Source organism: Novosphingobium sp. MD-1, assembly GCF_001014975.1.
In the GTDB taxonomy this organism is placed as follows: Bacteria; Pseudomonadota; Alphaproteobacteria; order Sphingomonadales; family Sphingomonadaceae; genus Novosphingobium.
In genome coordinates this window covers 360,572-384,062 of record NZ_BBXA01000013.1, presented here as the reverse complement: position 1 = coordinate 384,062, position 23,491 = coordinate 360,572, and the positions used below count along the sequence as shown (strand labels likewise).

The 23,491-nt window shown below is 64.8% G+C and carries 16 protein-coding genes; 5 read left to right on the top strand and 11 right to left on the bottom strand.

Annotation, left to right across the window (positions count from 1 at the left end):
* Positions 1–2: 2 nt before the first annotated feature.
* Genes NMD1_RS02240 through NMD1_RS02230 form a run of 3 tightly spaced genes read right to left on the bottom strand, consistent with a single transcriptional unit; the run spans position 3 to position 4,498 of the window.
* Positions 3–1,118 carry an FAD-dependent oxidoreductase gene (locus tag NMD1_RS02240; RefSeq protein ID WP_125953438.1) on the bottom strand — a complete coding sequence of 372 codons (1,116 nt, stop codon included), beginning with the start codon at positions 1,116–1,118 and terminating at the stop codon, positions 3–5.
* Complete coding sequence (locus tag NMD1_RS02235; protein WP_125953437.1) at positions 1,115–2,023, bottom strand: VOC family protein; 909 nt, start codon at positions 2,021–2,023, stop codon at positions 1,115–1,117. Before NMD1_RS02235 ends, NMD1_RS02240 begins: the two co-directional genes overlap by 4 nt.
* A gap of 36 nt (positions 2,024–2,059) precedes the next feature.
* Positions 2,060–4,498, bottom strand: coding sequence for a TonB-dependent receptor (locus tag NMD1_RS02230; RefSeq protein ID WP_125953436.1), 2,439 nt, complete (start codon positions 4,496–4,498; stop codon positions 2,060–2,062).
* Positions 4,499–4,712: 214 nt separating this feature from the next.
* Here NMD1_RS02230 and NMD1_RS02225 point away from each other — a divergent pair, with 214 nt between their 5' ends.
* The 3 genes from NMD1_RS02225 to NMD1_RS02215 all read left to right on the top strand — a co-directional run bounded on the left by NMD1_RS02225 (position 4,713) and on the right by NMD1_RS02215 (position 8,019).
* Positions 4,713–5,984: a Rieske 2Fe-2S domain-containing protein gene (locus NMD1_RS02225; protein WP_158453860.1), complete on the top strand. Its 1,272-nt coding sequence runs from the start codon at positions 4,713–4,715 to the stop codon at positions 5,982–5,984.
* A gap of 332 nt (positions 5,985–6,316) precedes the next feature.
* A complete protein-coding gene (locus tag NMD1_RS02220; protein ID WP_125953434.1) occupies positions 6,317–7,711 on the top strand; it encodes an acyclic terpene utilization AtuA family protein in 1,395 nt (464 codons plus the stop codon).
* Positions 7,708–8,019 (top strand): DUF4387 domain-containing protein, encoded by a 312-nt coding sequence (locus NMD1_RS02215; protein WP_199558045.1) that lies wholly within the window; start codon positions 7,708–7,710, stop codon positions 8,017–8,019. Before NMD1_RS02220 ends, NMD1_RS02215 begins: the two co-directional genes overlap by 4 nt.
* Positions 8,020–8,064: 45 nt before the next feature.
* Here NMD1_RS02215 and NMD1_RS02210 read toward each other — a convergent pair whose 3' ends face one another.
* The 6 genes from NMD1_RS02210 to NMD1_RS02185 form a co-directional block, all read right to left on the bottom strand.
* Positions 8,065–8,808 (bottom strand): class II aldolase/adducin family protein, encoded by a 744-nt coding sequence (locus NMD1_RS02210; RefSeq protein WP_199558044.1) that lies wholly within the window; start codon positions 8,806–8,808, stop codon positions 8,065–8,067.
* Between the two features lie 78 nt (positions 8,809–8,886).
* Entirely contained in the window at positions 8,887–9,963 is a 1,077-nt protein-coding gene (locus NMD1_RS02205; RefSeq protein ID WP_125953433.1) for a tartrate dehydrogenase, read from the bottom strand.
* Positions 9,960–11,285 carry a glycerate kinase gene (locus NMD1_RS02200; protein ID WP_125953432.1) on the bottom strand — a complete coding sequence of 442 codons (1,326 nt, stop codon included), beginning with the start codon at positions 11,283–11,285 and terminating at the stop codon, positions 9,960–9,962. The genes NMD1_RS02205 and NMD1_RS02200 overlap by 4 nt, the downstream gene beginning before the upstream one ends.
* A gap of 3 nt (positions 11,286–11,288) precedes the next feature.
* Positions 11,289–12,293: a phosphoglycerate dehydrogenase gene (locus tag NMD1_RS02195; RefSeq protein WP_125953431.1), complete on the bottom strand. Its 1,005-nt coding sequence runs from the start codon at positions 12,291–12,293 to the stop codon at positions 11,289–11,291.
* 27 nt (positions 12,294–12,320) lie between these two features.
* Positions 12,321–14,417 (bottom strand): hydantoinase/oxoprolinase family protein, encoded by a 2,097-nt coding sequence (locus NMD1_RS02190; protein ID WP_125953430.1) that lies wholly within the window; start codon positions 14,415–14,417, stop codon positions 12,321–12,323.
* Positions 14,414–16,069 carry a hydantoinase B/oxoprolinase family protein gene (locus NMD1_RS02185; protein WP_125953429.1) on the bottom strand — a complete coding sequence of 552 codons (1,656 nt, stop codon included), beginning with the start codon at positions 16,067–16,069 and terminating at the stop codon, positions 14,414–14,416. Before NMD1_RS02185 ends, NMD1_RS02190 begins: the two co-directional genes overlap by 4 nt.
* Positions 16,070–16,235: 166 nt before the next feature.
* Between NMD1_RS02185 and NMD1_RS02180 the strand changes: the two genes are divergently transcribed.
* A complete protein-coding gene (locus tag NMD1_RS02180; protein ID WP_125953428.1) occupies positions 16,236–17,129 on the top strand; it encodes a LysR family transcriptional regulator in 894 nt (297 codons plus the stop codon).
* 42 nt (positions 17,130–17,171) lie between these two features.
* On the opposite strand, the gene NMD1_RS02175 is transcribed toward NMD1_RS02180, so the two are convergent.
* Both NMD1_RS02175 and NMD1_RS02170 read right to left on the bottom strand, forming a co-directional pair.
* On the bottom strand, positions 17,172–20,102 hold the full coding sequence (locus NMD1_RS02175) for a TonB-dependent receptor domain-containing protein (RefSeq protein ID WP_158453859.1): 2,931 nt from the start codon (positions 20,100–20,102) through the stop codon (positions 17,172–17,174).
* Positions 20,103–20,282: 180 nt separating this feature from the next.
* Positions 20,283–20,966 (bottom strand): Crp/Fnr family transcriptional regulator, encoded by a 684-nt coding sequence (locus tag NMD1_RS02170; RefSeq protein ID WP_158453858.1) that lies wholly within the window; start codon positions 20,964–20,966, stop codon positions 20,283–20,285.
* A 206-nt stretch (positions 20,967–21,172) separates the two neighbouring features.
* On the opposite strand from NMD1_RS02170, the gene NMD1_RS02165 reads away from it, so the two are divergent.
* Positions 21,173–23,434: a TonB-dependent receptor gene (locus NMD1_RS02165; protein ID WP_158453857.1), complete on the top strand. Its 2,262-nt coding sequence runs from the start codon at positions 21,173–21,175 to the stop codon at positions 23,432–23,434.
* Positions 23,435–23,491 lie beyond the last annotated feature (57 nt).

Here is a 23,491-nt window from a genome sequence, read left to right as displayed (position 1 = left end):
CTTCAATAGGGCTTCTGCAGCGCCGCCAGCGTGCCGCCCAGCATACGATTGGCTTCCACCTGGTCCCCGCCGGTCATCTCGATCGTGCCGATCCGCACCGAATTCTCCACCACGATCCGCGCGCGTTCGAAGCGGTGCGCCATGAACGAGGCCAGCGCGGCATCGATGCTGTCATGCCCGGCAAGCTCGCGCCCTAGCACCAGCGCGTCCTCGATCGCCATGCCCGCGCCCGACGCCATGTGGGGCGTGGTGGCATGGGCGGCATCGCCGACCAGCACGACGCGTCCCTTGTACCAGGGGTCCGCCAGCAGTTGCCATTCCAGCGGCCGGTAGTTCACCAGCGAGCGATCGCCCAGACCATCGCGCACCTCGGCAACATAGCTTCCGAAGCCGGCCAGCAGATCCTTGAGACGGCCAACCATATCCTCTTGGGCATAGCGCGGGTTGTCCGGCACGTGCTCCAGCGCGAAGAGGTACATGTGTGTGGGCGAAACGGGATTGAAGCCCAGCTTCACCGGCCCGCCGAAGAACATCTCCGTTCCGGTCATGCCCTCTGGCCGGGGCGCGACCGCTCGCCAGCAGCCCTGCCCGGTGAAGACCGGGGCCGGGGCATCGGGGAAGAGATGGCTGCGGGTCTGCGAATAGATGCCGTCAGCCCCGATCACCAGATCGAAGCGCCCGCGCGATCCATCCGAGAATGCGACGTCGACGCCGTCGCCCGTGTCATCCAGCGAACCGACCGTGGTACCCAGCCGCACCGCCACCGGAGAGACCTTGACCTTTGCGGACAAAATCTCGTGCAGTTCGGACCGCATGATGCCGCCGCTGCAGTTGATCGGAGCGGCATCCGGCACCAGCGGCGCTTCGAACAGGATGCCACCGTCCGGCGAGCGCCCCTTGAAGCCCGAGGCGACGTGCCCGCGCCGGCGCACTTCATCGAGCAAGCCCAGATCGTCGAGCGCGCGCAGCGAGGTACCGGTCACGCTGATGCCCGCGCCATAGGTGCGCCATTCGGGATCGGCATCGATCAGATCGACCGCCACGCCCTGCCCGCTCAGCACGAGCGCGGCGCTCATCCCCGCGATGCCGCCACCGATCACCAGTGCCGAGGCAATCATGCCGGCACCTGCCACAGCGCCGGATCCGGTGCCATTTCGGCATGAGGCTTGTTTCCGGGGATGATACGCCCGGTGCCCCACTGGTCCATCGTCTCAAGCCCCGGCGTATGGACCTTCGGCTGCCACGTCGCCTCGTCAACTTCCTCGAGGTCCGACGTGTACTCCACCGTGTTGCCGTTGGGTGTGGTGTAATAGGTGAAGGTGTTGTTGCCCGCCGTATGGCGCCCTGGCCCCCATTGCAGTTCGATCCCGGCCCCGTTCATCCGGGCCAGGCCGCGCATCAGGGCATCGATCGAGGCGACGTCGAACGCGATGTGGTTGAGCGCGGGCGGTCCCGGCAGGATCGCCAGGCGGTGGTGGGCCGGATTGCAGCGCAGGAACACCATGAAATCGCCGAGCCAGTCCGAAAGCCGGAACCCCAGCACGTCGCGATACCATTGCTCCAGCGCCTTGTGCGCGGGCGAATGGAGCACGACGTGGCTGATGCGCAACGGCGCCGCCAGTGCGGACGGCAACTCGCCCACCGTCCGCTGCGCACTGTCGGCGACCACTTCGAAGGCATGGCCGTCGGGATCGAAGGCCCTGAAGCCATAGCCTCCCGCCGGACCGTCCAGTTCGGCGGGCTCGCTGATGATCTTCGCGCCCGAACCTTGCACCTGGGCAAACAGGGCATCGACATCGGAGCGGCTTGCCGCCGAATAGCCGATCAGATCGGTCTTGCGGACCTCGTCCTGGCGCAGGCGGATCACATAAGGATGCGAAGACCCTATCGCCGCGAGGTACACCATCCCGTTCTGCTCGAACGCGGGTTCGAGCTTCCAGACATCGCGGAAGAAATCGCTCTCCGCCGCAATGTCCGGAACGGCGAGGGCGACGTACTGAAGGTCGGTGACCGAAACTGTCATGGGAATATGGCTCCGGATAGCTGGTGCTGGCTCATGCTAGAACTTGAACGCCGCCCGGATGCCGTAAGTACGGGGTTGCTCCGCGTTGGCGACGATCAGGTTGGCGCTGTTGGCAAAGGGATTCACGATGCGCTGGTTGTTTTCGACGTTGAAGACATAGCCCGTGATCGACCAGCGATCGCTTTCCTCCGCCAGCGTCACCGAAAGCGTGGTGACGAAATTGGCCGGTGCCTTCAGGTACGAAAGGTAATCGGCGCTGACGAAGGTGGAACTGCGGAACCGGGTGTTGGCCTGGAGCACCAGCTTGAGCGTATCGAGGTGGAACGTTTGCTGCCCGTTGAGCGTGACGGACCACTTCGGCGCATTGAACGCCGGCCGGCCGGAACAGTTGATCGCATAGACGTTGATCGTGCCGCCCGGTGTCGTCTGCGTGGTCGGCGCGAAGGGACAGGCCGTGTTGGGCGGCAGCCCCTGGTTCGGCACATAATAGACGAAGCTGTCATAGCTCGTGTCGAGATACTGCACCGAGCCTGACAACAGGGTATCGGTCGCGGCAAGGAGTTCGACGTCGAGATCGAAGCCCTTGATGGTGCTGTTGCCGATGTTGCGCGTCAGAAACACCGTCGATGGCGGATTGCCAAGGTCATAGCCGAACTGGCTGAACTGCTGGTTGCGGTACTTCCAGATGAAGCCTTCGAGGTTGACCTGCAGCTTGTTGCCGAAGAACCGGTTCTTCGATCCGATGGTGTAGGCGTCCAGCGTTTCCGGCGCATAGGATTCCAGTCCACGGGCGAAGGTGAAGCCACCCGCATGGTATCCCGTTTCAAAGCTGGCATAGACCATGTTGCGCGGTGAAAAATCGTACTGCGCGGCCAGACGATAGGTGAACTTGTTGTTCCGGAGCCCCGAATTGACCGGGATCGGCGAGCGCAGCACGAAGGGCGCCGTGGTCGATCCGCCCGCAAACGGCGGCAGCACGAACAGCGGCACATTGGTGATCGGCACGCCGTTGGCGGCGTAGAACGCTTCAACATCGGCGGCGGTCTGCACGCGGGGGATAAGCGGCGTGTTCGGACAGACATTGCCGATGCCGGGCTGGCCGCAGAACAGCAGATACACCTGCGACGTGCCGTTGAAGGTCTTGCGGTCCGACGTGTAGCGCCCGGCCGCTGTGAGGCTCAGCCCCTCCACCGGCTTGAAGGTGACCTTGCCGAAGCCCGCCCACGATTCCGTGCTGGTCTTGAAGTTCTGGAAAGGCGAAAGCGTCCACTGGTTGTACCACGCGCTCGCCGAAATCCGCTCGTCGTAATAGATGCCGCCGATCAGGTAATCCAGCTGCTTGCCCAAGCTACCCGCCCACCGCGCCTCGACGCTGGCCTGCCGATCCTTTTCCTTCGAACCGGATTCGCGGAAGATGTTGGTGAAGACGTAATCGAGGTTCGCCTCGCGCCAGGCCGGCTGGATCGTGAGCGTTCCGGCATCCGTCTTGTAGTTCAGTTCGGCGGTGACGCCCCAGTAATTGTTGTCGTTGGAAGGACGGCCGTCCTGCACGGCGCCGGCACGCCCCGCCTGCGCCAGAAAGCGCGAGGCCAGCAAGCCCTGCGACGCGGGATCACCGGTTCCCTGCTGGGTGGAAAAGCCCGAAGGCACGAAGTTGTATCCGGCAAAGCCCGTGGGGCCGAAGGTGGGGTTCACCGCGCCGACGTAATAGCCTGACGCGCTGGCGCCGCCCTGGTGGGCATAGTCGAACGCCAGCCGCACATCGAGCGCCGCGCTCGGCTCCGCATAGATCTGGACGCGGGCGCCGGCTTCCCGCTGGTTTCCGGTGCCATCGCTGAGAAAGGCATCGTGGCGGGAGAGGTTGCCCGCGGCGCGGATCGCCACGTTCTCGCCCAGCGGCAGGTTGACCGCACCCTGCAGCGTCAACCAGTTGTAATTGCCATAGCCGGCGCTGACCTCGCCCCCGGTGCTGTTCAGCTTCGGGCGGTTGGGAATGACATTGATCGCGCCGCCCGTGGCATTGCGTCCGTAGAGTGTGCCTTGCGGCCCCTTGAGCACTTCCACGCGCGCCAGGTCATAGAACATGCCGGAGGTCGAGCTGGGCCGGCCAATGTAAACCCCGTCGTAGTTGAAGGCGATGGCGGGGTCGGAATAGGCGTTGACCGTATTGTTGCCCACGCCGCGCAGATAGAACGTGGTCGTGCCGCCGGAGCCACCGATGGTCGCGAGCGCGGGGGAGGTGCGGGAAAGGTCTTCCGCACGCGTGACGCGCTGTATCGCCAGATCATCGGCCGTTACCACGTCGATCGCCAGCGGTGTCTTTTGCTGGCTCTGGCTCACCCGTTCGGCGGTCACGATGATCTCGCCCAACTGCCCTGTCTGCGGATCGGCATCGCCGGCTTCGGCATAAGCCGTGGCCGGCAACGTTCCGAGCGCGATGGCCATCACACACGCATTGCCATGGAATCGCTTCATGATCCCTCTCCCGTTAAGCGCCCATTATTCTTGGGCGGCTGAATTATTAATTCCGGCTATCATGAAATATGGGGCTCCGCAAGCGGGTGCGTGAGCCTCGCACCCCTCCCGCATGAATTATTTCTTGCCAACCGGAATTATCGTCCTAGCCTTGGGGGAAATCCGCAAGGCGGCCTTTGCGGCCGACCTTCGCAACGCGATTGGGAGATCGAACATGCTCAATTCCGCCGACAACACCCTGCTCACCCGGATCGGGCCGGGCACGCCGATGGGCACCATGTTGCGGGAATACTGGGTGCCGGCGTGCCGCTCGGCCAAGCTGGAAGCCGATGGCGCCCCGGAGAAGGTGCGCCTCTTCGGCGAGAACTTCGTCGCCTTCCGCGCGACCGACGGACGGGTCGGCTTTCTGCAGGAAGCATGCCCGCATCGCTGCGCGAGCCTGCGCCTGGCGCGCAACGAAGGGAACGGCCTGCGCTGCATTTTCCATGGCTGGAAGTTCAGCGTCGACGGCGAATGCGTCGATGCTCCCACGGAACCGCGCAGCCAGAGGGAACGCTTTGCGCAAAGCGTGCCCGTCCGCAGCCATCCCACGCACGAGGCCGGCGGGCTCGTATGGGTCTACATGGGCGCGCAAGAGACGCCCCCGCCCTTCCCCGACTTCGAGTTTACGCAACTGCCCGATACGCACGTGTTCCCCTTGCGCGGGATCATCAAGACCAACTGGCTGCAGGGTCTCGAAGCCCTGCTCGACAGCGCGCATGTCACCTTCCTGCACGCCACCAATCTCGACAGCGCGGTCGGCCGCTCGCTCTTCCTCGAAGAGAGTGACATGATGCTGGGTGACGGCGCGCCCGTCTTCGAGTTCGATGAAAAGCCCTATGGCTTCACCGAAGGGGCGATCCGCACGGAACTGGGCGATCAGGACTATGCCCGGGTGCGCGAGGTCGTCCTGCCCTTCTTCAGCTTCATTCCCGCCGCCCCCACGGGCGCGCGGATCGTGTGTTGCTCGATACCGATCGACGACGAAACCACGGCGCAGTGGTACATCTCCTACGATGCCGATGCGCCCGTCGATGGCAGCAACCTGACGTTGATGGGCAACTGGAGCGGCGATCCCGACCACTTCAATTCGGACATGGGCGATGAATCCAACCTCTGGCACCAGGACCGCGAGGCGATGAAGGCCGGACACTGGTCCGGCATCGTCAACCGCGGCAACCCGTACGAGGATTTCGCCGTGCAGGAATCGATGGGGACCATCGTGGACCGCAGCCGCGAATACCTCGGGACGTGCGACCGGGTCATCTACCGTGCGCGCCGCATGTTGCTCGATGCAGTCCGGTCTTATGAAGCGACGTCGACCGTACCGTTCACCGGTCCCCAGGCCAAACTGCGGACCATCCGCGCGCTAAGCTTTGCCTACCCCAAGACAGAAAACTGGCGCGATGTCCGGCAAGCCCTGCTCACCGGGCACGAAAACGCTTAGGATCTGAAGCCGTTGCTTCCCTGACGATGCTGTGGTCCAGGCGTTCATGGAGTTGCCTGAATCAGGGGTGATTTGTTCTGTCCGACCGACAAGCAGATCGCTCGATTGCAGCCCCATTTTCGCAAAATCATGAGCGCGAGCGGGTTGGTGCTCGACGGGCCTTGAGCGGTATCCTCGTCATCAACCGCAACGGGTCGTCCTCCGCCCCGCCGGTGTAATCGCTGTCGGGCGCTTCACGACTGATCAATATATATTGATAAAATCCGTACATCTTGACGACTCTATGGTGATGAGTGGACAAATGGCTCCACGGATCAACAGGAGCAGCAGGTATGGGCAAGGAATGCGATGACGAGGTGGTAATTCTGGTTCCCACCGGATCGCTGGGCGCCGGCGCACGCGAGGAAGAACTGGAATACGGCATTGCCCAGGGCGCGCAGGTGATTGCGACCGACGCTGGCTCCACCGACAGCGGCGCAGCCTATCTCGCGCTGGGCATTTCGAAGAACAACCGCGGCGCGGTGAAGCGTGACCTCACCCTGATGATGAAAGCGGCTTCCAAGGCGGGCATTCCGATCGTGGTGGGCACCAGCGGCCAGGCGGGCGGCGATCTCAATCTGGAATGGACGCGGGACATCGCCGTGGAAGTCGCGCGGGAACTGGGCATTCGCCCCCGGATCGCCCTGCTCTATTCGGAGCTTTCCAAGGAAACGGTCAAGCGCAAGAACGCCGAGGGGCGGATTCGTCCGCTCGCGCCGATGGGGCCGCTGGACGATGCGACGATCGACGGTTGCGATCATATCGTCGGCGCGATGGGACCGGAACCGTTCATCGCCGCGCTGGAAGCGGGCGCCGACATCGTGCTGGGCGGCCGCACCACCGATACGGCGGTGATCTGCTGCTACGCGCTGATGAAGGGCGCCCCCCGCGGGCTGAGCTGGCACGCCGGCAAGATCGGCGAATGCGGCGGCCAGTCGACCATCAAGACGGTCGACGCGGCGGGCCTGCTCATGCGTATCCGGCGCGACAGCTTCGAGGTCGAGCCGCTAAACCAGATCAACACCTGCACGCCCGAAAGCGTTTCGGCGCATATGCTCTACGAGAACAGCGATCCGTTCCGCCTTTTCGAACCCGGCGGCGTACTGGACGTGACTCGTTCGCAATACGAGCAGGTAACGCCCCGGACGGTCAGGGTGACGGGCTCCGAATGGGAGGAACTGCCCTATACGATGAAGCTGGAAGGCGCCGCCGCAGGCCAGTACCAGACGCTGATGCTGGTCGGTATTCAGGACCCGATCGTGCTCAACGATCTTGAGACCTTCCAGGCGAAAATGACCAAGACGCTTTACGATCGCGTCCACAGCACCATCGGCGAAGCGGCGGGGAACTTCCACATCTCGCTCAGGCTCTATGGCTGGAATGCGGTGTCCGGCGCGCAGCCGAAGGCCGGCACGCCGCCACCGCCCGAAATCGGCGTCCTGTTCGTGGCCACCGCCGATACGCAAGACATGGCGAACCAGATCGCCAAGGCCTGCAATCCCAAGTTCTTCCATATGTACATGCCCGCGCACCACGAAATGCCGAGCTACGGGTTCGCCTTCACGCCGGCCGATATCCCGCGCGGCCCGATCTACGAATTCAAGCTCAACCACGTCGTCGAATGCGACGATCCCATGGAACTCGTCCGCACCGAATGGGTGGACCTCAGCCTTGAGGAGGCCGCATGATGCCTACCGTGCAAGACGTTTGCCGCCACGTCCGTTCCAAGAACGCCGGGCCGTTCTGGGTGACTTTCGACCTGTTTTTCCGGAACCGCGAAGACTTCCACCGCTATGCGCGGCACCCCGCGCTGGGGCCGGCCACCTTCGAACGCCTGTTCGGGACCGACCCCGCGCTGGTCAAGCAATTCCCCGTCGAAAACCTCAACATGGTCAAGATTTCCTGCGTGCGGCCAGCCCCTTCGGGCGGGCGCGAGGAGCGCGACATGCACAGCGGCCAGATGTTCGTTCGCTTGCTGGACGTGCAACTGGACTGATACACGAAAGGTGCGGCGTAAACCCCGCCGCACCCTCTTGCCCGGTCAATTGCGGAACGAAGGGTCCATCCTGTCCAGCTTGCGCAGCAGCGCCGGCCACGCGAGCGCCCCGGCGGCCATGGCGACCATCGCCGGAGGCGTCTGCCCCGCAACCTTCTGCTCGACCCCCTGGGGCGGCGTGTTCAGCCGATCATGGCCGGCGGCCAGCATCATGACCTGGGCCTGGCAGGCCCGCTCAAGGAAATAGAGCCGCAGGAAGCATTCGCCCACGGTGGCGCCAACCGCGAGCGTTCCATGATTGCGCAGGATCATCGCGTGCTTTTCACCAAGGTCCTGGACCAGCCGCTCCCGTTCGTCGAGGTCGGTCGCAATGCCTTCGTAGTCGTGATAGGCCACGGTGTGCTTGGCGATCATCGCCGTCTGCGTGTGCGGCAACAGCCCGAATTCCATGGCCGAAACCGCCTGCCCGTGCGGTGTGTGCAGGTGCATCACCGCCATGGCGTCCTCGCGCGACATGTGGATCGCCGAATGGATGGTGAAGCCCGCCGGATTCACCGGATGGTCCGACGGGCCAACGGGGTTACCCTCGACGTCGATCTTGACCAGCGACGAAGCGGTGATCTCCTCGAACATCATGTCGTAGGGATTGATCAGGAAGTGGTGTTCCGGCCCCGGCACCCGGCATGACAGGTGCGTGAAGATCAGGTCGTCCCAGCCATAGTGCGCCACAAGCCGGAAGGCGGCGGCAAGATCGACGCGCGCCTGCGCTTCTTCTGCGGACATTTCCATTCAGCAACCTCCCCTTTTCGTGACCGGAACGGCGCCCGCCATCCAGATTGCAAAAAACGCGCACGAATGCACGGAAGCTCAGGCGCCGATGGCGTCCACGATCGCATCGGCGCAAGCGATGGTGTTGGCGGTACCACCAAGATCCCGGGTGCGGAACCCCGGCTGGGCCAATACCTCCTCGATCGCCCGCAGCACGGCGGCGGCGGCAACGGTTTCCCCCAGGTGGTCGAGCATCAGCGAAGCGGACCAGATCTGCCCGATGGGATTGGCAATGCCCTGCCCGGCGATATCCGGCGCGGACCCGTGGACCGGCTCGAACAGCGAAGGGAAGCGCCGTTCGGGATTGATGTTGCCGGCGGGTGCAATCCCGATCGTGCCCGTGCAGGCGGGACCGAGATCGGACAGGATATCGCCAAAAAGGTTGGAAGCAACGACCACGTCGAACCAGTCCGGATGCTGGACGAAGTGCGCGGTGAGAATGTCGATGTGATACTTGTCCCAGCGCACGTCCGGATAGGACGATGCCATCGCTTCGACGCGCTCGTCCCAGTAGGGCATCGTGATCGAAATGCCGTTCGACTTGGTGGCCGACGTCAGGTGCTTTTTTTCACGGCGTTGCGCCAGATCGAACGCGAAGCGCAGGATGCGGTCCACGCCCACGCGCGTCATCACCGTTTCCTGGATGACGACTTCCCGATCGGAATCGGGGAAGATCTTGCCGCCGATCGACGAGTATTCGCCTTCGGTGTTTTCACGCACGACGTAGAAGTCGATGTCGCCCGGAACACGGCCGGCCAGCGGGCTGGGAACACCCGGCATCAGCTTCACGGGGCGCAGATTGACATATTGATCGAATTCGCGCCGGAACTGGATCAGCGATCCCCACAACGATACATGATCGGGCACCGTTTCCGGCCAGCCGACCGCGCCGAAGAAGATCGCATCATGCCCGCCGATCAGCGATTTCCAGTTGTCCGGCATCATCGTGCCATGTTCGCGGTAGTAATCGCAGCTGGCGAAATCGAAGTGGTCGAACGCGAACCCGCAGCCGTACTTCCGCGACACCGCTTCCAGCACGCGCAGCCCTTCCGGAATCACCTCCTTGCCGATGCCATCGCCGGGAATGACCGCGATGCGGTGAACGTTCTTGCTCATGAAGTGCTCTGCTCCTGCACGGGATGCGCCGCATCGATCAGGATCGCGCGGAAATCGTTGACGTTGGTGAGAGTGGCACCGGTGATGACCAGATCGCCCAGTGCCGCGAAGAAGCTATAGGCATCGTTGCGCGCGAGGTGCTCGTCCGCGGAGAGGCCCGCCGCGCTCGCACGGGCGGATGAGGAAGGCGAGATGATCGCCCCGGCGTTGTCCTCGGTGCCATCGATGCCATCGGTATCGGCGGCCAGCGCGAACAGGCCCGGCAGGTCTTGCAGGCCGGTCAGGAGGCCCAACAGGAACTCCACGTTCCGGCCGCCCCGGCCATCGCCCCGGACGGTTACCGTGGTCTCCCCGCCGGACAGCAGCACGCACGGCGCGCGCACGGGCTGCCCGCGCGCGACGATCTGGCGGGCGATACCGGCGTGGTCCAGTCCGACATCGCACGCCTCACCCTCGATGGCATCACCCAGAACGAACGGCGTATATCCAGCTTTCCGGGCGACGTCCGCCGCCGCTTCGAGCGCCCGTTGCGGCGTTGCGATCATCCGGCAGTCGGGTTCGGTGCCGCCAGACGGCTTCGGCGTCTCGCTGTCAGGGCTGGCAAGCCACGCTCGCACCGCCGCCGGCAGCTCCAGCGCGTACTTGTCCACGACAGCCAGCGCCTCCGCACGCGTGGTGGGATCGGGCACCGTGGGGCCGGAGGCGATCGTGGCCGGGTCGTCGCCCGGTACGTCGGAGATGGCCAGCGTCACGACCCGTGCCGGCGCGGCCGCGGCGGCGAGCCGTCCGCCCTTGATCAACGAGACGTGCTTGCGCACACAATTCATTTCCTCGATCGTCGCGCCGCTCTTGAGCAACGCTTTCGAAAGTGCGCGCTCGTCCTCAAGGCTGACACCGGGAGGCAACGCCGAAAGGAGGGCGGAACCGCCGCCCGATATCAGGCAGATCACGAGGTCGTCCGCCGTCAGCCCGGAAACCGCTTCGAGGATGCGCCTGCCGGCTTCGACGCTGGCCGCGTCCGGTACGGGATGGCCCGCTTCCAGTATCGTGATGGCGTCGCACGCAACGGCGTGGTCATACCGGGTCACCACCACGCCGGATAGCGATGCCGGCCAGCAACCCTCCAGCGCCCGCGCCATCGCAGCGGAGGCCTTCCCCGCGCCTACCACCACCGTTCGACCAAGCGGGGGCGCAGGGACACGGCCCGGCAGGCACCGCTGCGGCAGGGCGCTGCCGACGGCGGCCTGAAACATCTCCAGCAACAGGCTCTCCTGCGCGGATCGTTCCGCGCTGGCAGACGGCTTTGCTGGAAAGCCGGTCATCGATCAGCCCTTCCGCCCATCGGCCACAACGCATTCGGCCGGCGGATCGCCGCCGTCCAGCACGGCAACCACGCAGCGGGCGGCCACCATGTTGGTCCGGTCCAGCCCTTCGCGCGAGGAGGCGCCCGAATGCGGCGTGGCGATCACGTTGGGCAGTTCAAGCAACGCTTGCGTGACCGGCTTGAACGCGGGATCGGCTTCGCTGAGGAACACATCGAGCCCCGCGCCGGCGATCACCCCGTTGCGCAGCGCATCGAGCAACGCGGCATCGTCGACCAGTCCGCCCCGCGCCGTGTTGATCAGGAAGGCGGCTGGCTTCATCCGGGCCAGCGCACCGGCATCGATGATAAATCGCGTCTCGGGCGTCAGGGGCGCGTGGATCGTCACATAATCGCTGCGCACCAGCAGTTCGTCCAGGTCGACCCAGGTCACGCCGGAGCGGGCCGCATAGCCGGCATCCGGCGAACCGCCATGGACCAGGACCTCCGCTTCGAATCCGGCAAGGCGCTGCACCACGCTTCGCCCGATCCGTCCTGGCCCGATAACGCCCACGGTCTTGCGATAGAGGTCCGTCCCCAGCAGGATCGACCAGTCCCCGCCGATCATCCTGGCCTGCGTTTCGCGAAAGCGATGGCCGACCGCGAGCATCAGCGCGAGCGTATGGTCCGCGACGGATTCGTGGTTGCCGCCCACCGCGATGCACACGACCTTGCCAAGGTCCCCGGCCGCCGCCAGATCGACGCGATCGTAACCGACGCCACGGCGCGAAACGATCCGGAGATCGGGCAGCGCGGCCATCAATTCGCGCGTCACGCGCGCGTGGCCGACGATCCATCCAGCCGCGCCCGCAAGGTGCCGGACCAGTTCATCGTGGCTGAGGTTCCCGTCGGCCTGACCCGGCGGAAGGTCAGCCTGCACCACCTCGCAGCCGGCCTGTTCGAGATAGTCGATCGTCGCCTGATCGAAGAAGCGTTGCGTGACGACGACGCGGCGGCGGGATGGTGGCATGCGGATCTCCAAAATCGCCGGTGCCGCTCAGACGAGGCCCGGGTAGCTGATCTCGACGATCAGGTTGGCAAAAGCATCGACGGTAACGACGGCATCGGGGCCGACGTTGAAACTGGATTCCCGCTCCTCGAAAATCGCGGGACCTTCGATACGGGTGCCCGGCTTCAAGGCGTAGCGATCGTAGACACGTGTTTCCATCCTGCCGAACCCGGGGAAGCTGACGCTGCGCGAGGGCCGCTCCGCCGGCGCATCCACCGGAGCGTGGGCCAGGCTGATCTCCTGCGCGGGCAGCGATGCCGTGAGCCGCCAGTTGACCGCCTCTACTGGAACGTTTTGCACCACCCGGTCGAACAGACGGCGATACGTGGCGTCGAAGGCTTCACGCACCTCCCCGGTCCGCTCAGGCCCGAGCGTGCCTTCGGGCAAGGTGACAGTGATTTCGAAGCCCTGCCCGTGATAGCGCATGTCCGCCTGCCGCTGGAACCGGATCTCTCCCTGCCCCGAACCGGTATCGGCAAGCATCAAGCGGGCGGCCGCCTCCATCTCGGCGAAGAGGCTGTTGACGTGATCCCAGTCGATCCGGTCAAGCCGGGCGAAATACCCGCGCGCGCTGTCGGTCGAGGGCGCGGCGACGAGGAAACCGAACGCGGAGATGACCCCCGCTCCCATCGGCACGATCAGGCGGCGGACCTTGAGCAGCTTGGCAAGCCCGTAGGCGTGAACCGGCCCGGCACCACCGAACGCCAGCATCGCATAAGCCCGGGGGTCCTTGCCCTTTTCGGCAAGGTGCATCCGCGTGGCTGCCGCCATGCTTTCGTTGACGATTTCCTGGATGCCGCGCGCGGCCGTCTCTTCCTCGATGGCGAGCGGCTTGGCGAGCCTTGTCTCCACCGCGTTGCGCACCGCTTCAAGGCCCAGCGCCATTTCGCCGCCCAGGAAATAATCAGGGTTGAGGTAACCCAGCAGCAAGTCCGCGTCGGTCACGGTCGGCTCGGTACCGCCGCGTCCGTAGGCGACCGGGCCGGGCACCGAACTGGCGCTGCGCGGCCCGACCTTCATCAGCCCCAGGGCGTCCACCGCCGCGATCGATCCGCCGCCGCCGCTGATCTCGATCATGTCGATCACGGTGACCTTGAGCGGCAGACCCGACCCCGCCTTGAACCGTTCGAGGCGTCCCGCCTCGAAATCGTGCTTCACGTGCGGTTCGGCGTGCTCGATCAGGCACATTTTTGCCGTGGTTCCGCCCATGTCGAACGAGATCAGATGATCCTCGCCGATCTGCCGCGCGATGTAGGCGGCGGCCATCGCCCCGGCGGCAGGACCGGACTCGATCAGGCGAACCGGAAAATTTTTGGCCTCGTCGATCGTCGTCAGACCGCCGCTCGACAGCATGATCGAAAGATCGCCATCGAAGCCGAGCGCGCCCAGCTCGTCCGTCAGCCGGTCTAGGTAGCCGTGTACGCGGGGCTGAACATAGGCGTTCACGCACGCGGTGTTGGTGCGTTCGTATTCACGGATTTCCGGCGCGACAGCCGATGAAATCGTGACCAGAAGATCAGGGAACGCGGCCTTTACGATGTCCCGCGCGCGTTGTTCGTGCGCGGCATTGCGATAGGCGTTCATGAAGGCGATGGCGAGCGCCTCGATCCCCTCGTTCTCCACGAGGTCGGTGACTTGCGCGATGAGTTCGCGCTCGTCGAGCGGTTCGCGCTCCTCGCCGTTGGCCATGATCCGGCCCGGCACGCCGCGCCGCAGGTTGCGCGGTACGATCACCGGCACGGGCTGCTGGAACAGGTCGTCCACGTCGTAGCGCGTTTCGCGCCCCATCTCGAGCGTATCGGCGAAACCCTGCGTCGCGATCAAACCCACTTTCGCGCCCGTCCGCTCCAGCACCGTGTTGGTGATGAGCGTGGTGCCATGGACGATGCTGTGGATTTGCGACGCCGCAGTGCCGGTCTCTTCCAGCAGTCGCTGCACGCCTTCGATGATCGCCCGGCTGGGGTCGTCGGGCGTGGTCAGGCGCTTGCCCGTGCGCGTGATCCCCCGCGCTTCGTCGTGCAGCACGAAATCGGTGAACGTGCCGCCGATGTCGACACCGATCCGCGCCGTCTTGAGCGCGCTCACGCCTCGCCCTCCGCGCCCTGACCATAATCGCGCGCGGCCCCTTCGCGCGTCACCAGGCCCAGCAGAAGATCGCGTGCGATAGCGGCGGCATCCCGCTCGGCCACATCACCAAATCCACCTCCGCCCGCGAAGTGGAAGGCGATGGCCGCGCCGGGTTTGACCACGGTCCGGGACTTGAGCCGCACCGGCCCCACGCCTTCGACCGAGGCCGAGGCGCAGGCACCGGGCTGGCCGCCCAGCAGGCCGTTCGCCGGATTCTTCTCCCGATCGCCGACGATGGTAACCTGCATCGGTCGCGACGCGGTATTCTCTATCTCCACCGTTTGGCCCAGGCCACCGCGCTGCCGGCCAGCGCCGCCCGAATCCGGGCGGAATTCCTTTTTGCGGAACAGCAGGGGAGAACCCGCTTCGAGCACTTCCAGGCTGCCCGCTCCCGAATTCGTCGGAAACGCGGTGGTCGAAAGGCCGTCCGTGGCATGCGAGGCCCCCATGCCGGCGCTGGCGAACAGCACCACGGAATAGCGATCGCCGTTGTCGTCCACGCCGCCCAGCCGGGCGCGCATGGCCGGAGCGCCGCCGCTGTCTGCGATAATCCGGTCCGGCACCACCTCCGCCAGCGCCTGATAGATCGCGCATGACAGGATGTGGCCCGACAAGTGGCGGGCGGCGACGGCGGCGGGATATTTCGCGTTGATGATCGAACCTTCGGGCGCCGTCACCGTGATCGGGCGATAGGAACCTTCGTTGCGCCGCGTATAGGGATCGAGCACGCACTTGATCGGGTAGATCGAGTAGGCCTGCGTGTAGTTCATCGTGCAGTTGGTCGCCCGCTGGTTCTGCGGCGAGCTGCCGGCGTAGTCGACCATCATCGTCTCCCCGGCGATGGTGATCGTGCAGGCGATATGCGTGGGATGATCGTCGAACCCGTCCAGATCGATCGCCGAGCGATAGACGCCATCGGGCAGCGCCGCGATGGCGGAACGCATGGAACGCTCCGACATTGCCTGTATTGCGCGGGAAAGATCGTCGAGATCGGCAAGCCCCGTGTCGACCAGGAAATCCACCGTGCGCCGCCGGCATACCTCGTTCGCGGTGACTTGCGCCTCCAGATCGCCAAGCATCAGATCGGGCAGGCGCACGTTGTTGAGCAGCAGCGCCAGCATGTCCTCGCTGCGCTCGCCGGCGCGATAGAGATGCAGCGGCGGAATGCACACGCCTTCCTCGAACAGCTCACGATTTTCAGCGCCCAGGCTGCCGCCGATGTCCGGCGTGTGCGCGGCGGTCCCGGAAAAGCCCACCAACCGACCGAGGTGGAAGATCGGCACGATCATCGCGATGTCGGGCAAGTGCCCGGTGCCGATCCAGGGATCGTTGGTGATGACGCAGTCCCCTTCGCGCCAGCTTTCCGCGGGAAACCGCGACAGCATATGCCGCGCGGTGCGCCCCAGCAGGCCGGCGAACGTGGGGATGCCCCCGCTGCATTCGGCCAGCGTTTCGCCCTGCGCGTTCATCAGGCAGGTAGCGAAATCGTTCGATTCCCGGATGATCGGCGAAAAGGCCGTGCGCAGGAGCGTGGTGGCCGATTCATCGGCCACGGCGATCAGCCGGCTCCACAGAATTTCCAGCGCGATCGGATCGAAACGACTGCCCATAGATCCCCATTCCCGTTGCCCCGTCTGTCGACCGTTGTCCGGAGCCTTGCTTACGGCCTAGCTGGCGTCGGCCGTGCCATCCAATACAGTGTTCGCATAATTTGATCCGCGTTGCCGTCCGCCTGAGCCCTTGCGGGACAATCGCGTTTCGCGCAGACCTTCGGCCATGGACTCCGAATGGCTAGAGGATTTTCTTGCCCTGCTGGATTGCGGGGGGTTTTCGCGGGCGGCGGAAAAGCGGGCGGTCAGCCAGCCCAGTTTCAGCCGGCGCATCCGCTCGCTGGAAGACTGGGTCGGCGCCACCCTGATCGATCGCAGCACCCACCGCATCCAGCTGACTCAGGCCGGCGAACGGTTTCGCGGCGTGGCGGAGGAAACGTTGCGCCGCCTGCAGCTGGGGCGGGACGAGGTGCGCGCCATCGCCAAAGCCTCGTCGGAAACCTTGCGCTTCGCCTCGACGCATGTCCTGTCGCTCACCTTCTTTCCGCTCTGGCTGCGCCAGCTCGAAAACGCGCACCCGTTCAGCGCCACCGTCGAGCTGACCGCCGACAACATGGTCGCCTGCGAACGCCTGATGGTGGAAGGCCGCGCGCAATTCCTGCTGTGCCATCATCACGAGGCCGCGACGACGCGGTTCGGATCGGACTTCCGCTCGATCCGGCTGGGCGAGGACGTGCTTCTGCCCGTGGCCACGCCCGGACTGCTCTCGGACGAAAACGCCGACCATTTGCCGCAGCTGTGTTTCACCGCGGATTCGGGCATGGGCCGGATCCTTTCGGCCGCCTGGGCCGCCGCCGGACGCGAACCGCCCTCGAACCCGATCTTCACCTCTCACCTCGCCAGTGTGCTGACTGCCATGGCGCGCGATGGACGGGGCATCGCCTGGACCGCGCAGAGTCTGGTGCAGGACGATCTGGCAAGCGGCCGGCTGGTACGCGCTGGCGCGCTGGACGATGACGTGCCCATCGAAATCCGGTTATGGCGCCCGAAAGCGCGGCAATCGGCGGCGGCCGAAGCGCTCTGGTCCCGGATTCTCAAGGCGCATTCTTCCCCCGGCTGAACGGGCGGCCGCGCCGGAAACCGGAGCGACCACCCCGGCGGTTCAGAAGCGCGCCTTGATGCCGGCATAGAACCGGCGCCCAAGCAAGTCGTAGGTATAGGGATCGGTAGCGAGAACGCCGGTCACGTTGTCGTTGAGCACCGGCGGCGTCTTGTTGAACGCGTTCACGACGCCAAGGCTCAACGTGAACTGCTTGCCCACGTTGAAGGCCAGATCGAAATCGAAATAGCTGACAGCGGGCACGCCGTGCGCGGTGCCGCCCGTGCCGACGTTGGCGGCATTGGCCATGGCCCCGAGATAGCGCCAGCGCATTCCGGCCGAAACGCTCTCCAGCGTCACCGTGACGCCGGTGGTCGCCTTCCAGCGGGGATGCGCATCGGCGAACAGGTCGATCTGCTGGTTGCCGATGGTCCCGGCATAGTCCAGCGTTGGCGCGGTCGCGAAGTTCTTGATCTTGAAGCTGTCTAGGTAGGTAATCACGGTGTTGATGCCGAACGATCCTTTGCCCTTCCAGCCGATTTCATCGAACCGGACGCGCCAGTCCAGCTGGGTATCGATGCCCGTGGTCTTGTAGCTGGCAAGGTTGAGCAACGGGTTCTGGATCACGGTCAGCTGGCCGTTGGTGGCATCGCGCGCCAGCAGCGAGCAGTAGTAATTGCTGCTGCTGAAGGTGGGATTGACCGTACCGTCGAAACACTGTGACAGCGCCACGGTATTGGTGATCTGCCCGATCGCGCGGCTGATCCTGATCGAATACCAGTCCACCGACAGCGAGATGTGCGACAGCCACGGTGAGGCCAACCTGGGATTGAGCACAAGGCCGATTGAGTAGGTGTCCGCCGTTTCCGGCCTCAGCGCGGTGTTGCCGCCCGCCTGGAAGGGCACGCGGGGGTTGGTGTTGGTGAAGCCGGTAATGAGGCTGGCCGGAACCCCCTGCGCCAGGCACAGGGCCGTCACCGCCGACGCGTTCGGCCCCGAACGGTAAGCGCCACGGGAATCGCAGGGATCACCCGATCCGATCAGGCCGGGGGAGCCGATCGGCGCCTGCCCCAGGTTGGTCGCCGCGAACAGTTCCCCCGCCGAAGGCGCGCGTGTCGCCCGGGAATAGCCCCCGCGCAGCCGCAATCCGTCGATGACCGTCCAGTCGCCGTCGACCTTGTAGGTCGAGATGCCGCCGACCGTATTGTAGTGCGAATAGCGATAGGAGGCATCGATGTTGAACTCGCGGATCAGCGGCGCATCCTTGATGACCGGGATCAGCAGCTCGCCATAGGCTTCGGTGGCCCTGGTCTTGCCGGACGACCCGAACACCGGCAGGAAGTTGGCGAGATCGCCGCTCGAAATCAGATTGTCCGGGCTGAAGGCATAGGTGTTTTCGCGATAGTTCGCGCCCAGCGCGAATTTCAGCGTTCCGGCGGGAAGCTGGAACAGATCGCCGGCCAGATTGGCCTCGACGTTGGTCTGCTTGAGTTCGGTGACATTGCGTGCCGTGCGCGCGATATAGGCGATGCACGAAGCGGAATTGGGCGTTGGCCCGAACGGGTTGTAGCCCCCGCTGCACAGGCTCCGCCCCCCGTCCGCCGCACTCAGCAGGGTCTGCAGCGCGGAGGAACTGGGATAGCCGGTTTCGGTGGTCAGCGCGCGGGTCTTGCCGAAACTCGCCACGAGGCTCCAGTCCAGGCGGGCGCTGCGGATCTTGCCGTTCAGCCCCGCCGTCAGCTGGAACACGTCGTAGTCGTTGCGCTCGGCACGCGTACCCGCTTCCTGCATGAAACGGGTGATCGTGAACGGCGCGTTCGGATTGGGCCGCGAGGCGAGGTACGTGCGCAGATCGGCCGGAATGAACGGGTTGGTCACCGGTACCGACAGGATCTTGCCCGACGACGATCCGGCGTTGGCATAGGCGCCACCGGTGGTGACGTTATAGCTGGTGTACCAGCCTTCCACGAAGGCCTTGATATCGTCGGCCACTTCGTAATCTGCGCGGCCATAGATGTTGTAACGGGTCAGCGGCGTCTGCGCGGTATAGGTATCGGTGGTCGTGAACTGCTGGATGCCGCCATAGTAGATATAGGGCAGGTTGCGGCTGCCACGATAGTTGACCGCGCCGGTCGGCGCGAACAGCGTGCCATCGGCGTTGAACGAGAGCTGCGACGAGCGTGAAACCGATCCCGCCGCCGCGCCATAGCCCGCGAAAATGGCATTGACCGCCGCCTGGCTGGGCAGATTGCTGGCCGAGACGTTGACCAGCGAACTCGGCAAGGCCGGGACGACGACCTGCCCGCGCAGATAGGCACGCGCGTCGAACGGAGCGGTGCGGCGGTCCGAATAGCCGATAGAAATCATCGCCGAACCGCGCCCGTCGGCGAATTTGCCGCCGGCGATGGCGTTGAAATCCCGCGTCTGCCCGTCACCCATCCCGGTAACGCCCATCTTGCCCGAAACCTCGAGTCCGCTCACATCCCGGCGGAGCTTGAGATTGACCACGCCGGTTACCGCGTCGGAGCCATAGATCGCGGAGGCACCGCCGGTGATAACCTCGATGCTGCCGATCAGGTTCGCGGGGATCACGTTGAGATCCACCGAACCGTCCGCCGCCGAAGGCTGCACCCGCCGTCCATCGAGCAGCACCAGCGTTCGCTGCTGGCCGAGGCCGCGCAGGTTCAGGCTGGCCTGCCCGCCCCGCGCCTGCGTGTTGGTAGAGGAACTGGCCGACGACGCGATCTGCGGCAGCTGGTTGAGGCTTGTCTCCAGCGTGGAAGAATCCGTCTTCGCGATGAAATCGGAACTGACCGTGGAGATCGGGCTGCTCGACGTGTAGTCGCGCCGCGCGATGCGCGAACCGGTCACGATGATCTCGCCGCCTTTATCCGCAGTGGCCGGCGCTGCGCCATCCACTCCATGAGCCGGTTCTGCGGCCGTTTGCGCCCAGACCTGTTGCCCCGCGGCAAGGCCGATCACCAAGGCGCCCACGGCACATGAATTCTTCCAATCCATACATCCTCCCAAACCCGTCTCGACGCGGGTTCTTGCGATGCTGGATTTGTGAAGGTCGGGCCTGCCCGTATCAATGGCGCTTCCTGAAACATAACATGCGCCCGATGCATGATGTGTCAGACGAGCGGTTTCACACCGGAAGAATGCGCCTGATCGTCAGGCGGCGCCGAAGGCAAGGCCGTCGACGCGCAGGCCCTCCACGTTGTGCAGCAGCCAGTGCCCCCGCCTCTGGCTGATCTGGCCAGCGGCCTTGAGCGCGCCGATCTCGCGCTGAACGGCCTGGCGCGTCACTTCCAGGAAATCCGCGAAATCGCCCTGGACCAGCGGCAGTTCGACCAGCACCGATCCATCGGCAAAGGGCTTGCCGCAATGGTCGGCAAGGCTGGCGAAACACACGCTGATCAGCTGCCGCAAACGGAAGGTCGAGCGCATCTCGCGCATCGCGAACTGGCGGCTCGTGTTGTTGGCGAACTTGCGGCACAGCGCGTCGGGAATTTCCCGGAATTCGCCATAGAGCTCCCAGAAATCGCGTTCGGCCAGCATCCGCAGCCGCACCTCGGTGAGCGCGACCGTGGTATGGTTGAAGGGTCGGCGCGCGATCACCGGCGTTTCACCGAAACAGTTGCCCGGCCGGTACAGCAGGATCAGCACCTGCCGGCCATCCGGATTGAGGCCGAGCAGCCGCACGTACCCGCTTTCGACCTGATACATGCCCACGGCCCGGTCTCCCGTCCGCCGCAGTGTCTGCCCGGCCGGTATTTCCACCGTCGTCATCCGCGCCACGATCGCCTCACGCACGTGCGCGGGCAATTCGTGGAGCCAGTTCTCGCGCGACATCATCGGTTTCGCTCGCTTTCGTCCTCTCCCTGCGCCGTACCAGCGAATGCGGGAATAAAAAAATGCGCGCAATGCAATCTGGATGGCAGGCATCTCCCGTGACGAGACCGCACATAGGGCCACTGCATGGCACCGGTCACAACCGGCGCCGGCAGCGCATCACACGGCATGACGGGCGGAAAGTCCGTATGCGGGGGAGGATTGGGACCATGACATCCGATTTCAGGCGCGCGCTGTTGCGCGCATCCACGGCGGCGGGCATCGCATTTGCACCGTCCGCCACTCTGGCGCAGGAGGCAGCCGGTGGGCAGGCCGACACGAACGAAACCGGCGCATCGCAAGCCACCGACGGCGGCGCGTTCGGCGACATTATCGTCACCGCGCGCCGGCGTGCGGAATCGCTGCAAAGCACGCCTGTCACCGTGACGGCCTTCACCGGCAAGCAATTGTCCGAAAAGGGTATCACCAACTTCGATCGGTTGGCCCAGGCCACGCCGGGCGTGAACTTCGACGCCAATCCCCGGGCCGCGCCGCGGCCATTTTTCCGCGGCATCGGCAGCAGCAATCAGGGCGCGGGTGGCGATCCGTCGTCGGTCGCCTTCCTCGACGGGATCTATCTCGCCCGCGGCGCCATGCTGGGCATCGATTTCTACGACATGGAGCGCGTCGAAGTGCTCAAGGGGCCGCAGGGCACGCTCTGGGGCAAGAACGTCGTCGGCGGCGCCATCAACTTCATCACCAACAAGCCGGTGCATGAAGCGGAAGGAAGCGCCGAGCTGACCTTCGGCGAATACGGCCAGCGCAACGGCAACCTCATGCTGAACCTGCCCGTGACCGACACGATCGCGACGCGGTTCGTGCTGGGCGCCGTCACCAATGACGGCTTCCGCAAGACCGTGACCGGGCACCCGCTGGACGACGAAAACAAGCTGAGCGCACGCGGGCAGATCAAGGTCGATCTTTCGCCGGGCACTTACCTGCTGCTGTCGGGAGACATCGCCAACCAGGACCTGTCGGACAATTCGCGCTACAACGTTATCGTCCTGCCCTTCCGCACCGCTTCGCCGTTCGGGTACGACGACTACGACAAGCCGCGCGTGGCCAACCCCGATGTGCAAGGCTTCATCAAATCGCGGACCGGCGGCGCGCGCGCCGAACTGACCACCGACGTCCTGGGATTCGCGAACTGGACCACCACGGTGGGCTGGCGCACCCTGAACTACAGCTTCCTCAACGATCTGGACGGTACCAATGCGGCGACCAATGCGGCCAACCGCCTCGGCACCGACGGCATCCAGCTGCTGGGCGTGGAAAAGGCTGATTCCTATTCGGTGGAATCGCGGCTCTCGTCCACCGGTTCCGGCCCGTTGAGCTGGGTCGGCGGACTCTATTTCAACCACGACGATATCTATCGCGAACGCGAAACGCAGCAGCAGCTCGTCCCGACCACGGTCAACCGCTTCATCGGCCGTTCCACCAACGACAGCTACGCGGTCTTCGGCGAAGGGCAGTATCGCTTCGGGTTCGGCTTGCGGCTCTTTGCCGGTGGTCGCTTCACCCAGGAAAAGAAGACCTACGACGCCCGTCGCATTCGCGGCACGCCGGCGGCACCGGTCGTGAACTATGACACCGGCAGCCAGCCCGGCGTGTTCGACAAGGGCGTGTTCACCTATCGCGTCGGCGCGGACATGCGCTTCAACGACAACATCTTCGCGTTCGGTTCGATTTCGACCGGCTTCAAGTCAGGCGCCTTCCAGGAACAACCCAGCACGGCCGCGCTCGCCCGCGTGCCGACCGCGCCCGAGCGCGTCACGAACTACGAAGTGGGCTTCAAGACGGACTGGTGGGACCGCAGGCTGCGCTTCAACGTCTCCGGCTTCATCATGGATTACAAAAACTTCCAGACCATCAAGGTGGTCCCCGATCTCAGTGTCGGGCCGCTGGGACAGCGCGTGACTATCGATGTCGCCGACGCCAACATCAAGGGCATCGAGACCGAATTCATGGTCAAGCCGGTCGAATGGTTCGATGCGACGGTCCGCTATACCTACCTGCATCCGTTCTTCACCAAGTACATCCAGACGTCGGGCTTCGACGTGAACGGCAATCCCAGCTTTACCAACGGCGCGGGCAATCGCCTGAGCCGGACGCCGGTGAACGCCGTGGTGGCCGATATCGGGCTGCAAACGCCCAAGGCCGCGTGGGGCTGGCTGCGCGCCGCCGTGACGATGGATTATCAAAGCGATATCTACGACAACAACATCAACAGCTACACCGAATACCGGCGCTCCCGCACGCTGTGGGACGCCAGCGTGACCTACTACCTCAACGATCGCTTTTCGGCCCGCGTGTGGGGGAAGAACCTGACCGACGTGGAATACCGCCTGTGGCAGACCAACGGCGGCTCCTACCAGTTCGTCCAGTATGGTCCGCCGCGCCAGTTCGGCGTCACGCTGGACGCGCGGTTCTGACGGTGTCGCGCTTCGGGCTCACCTCTCCACCCGAGGCGGCCCGGCCGCCGCTGCGCC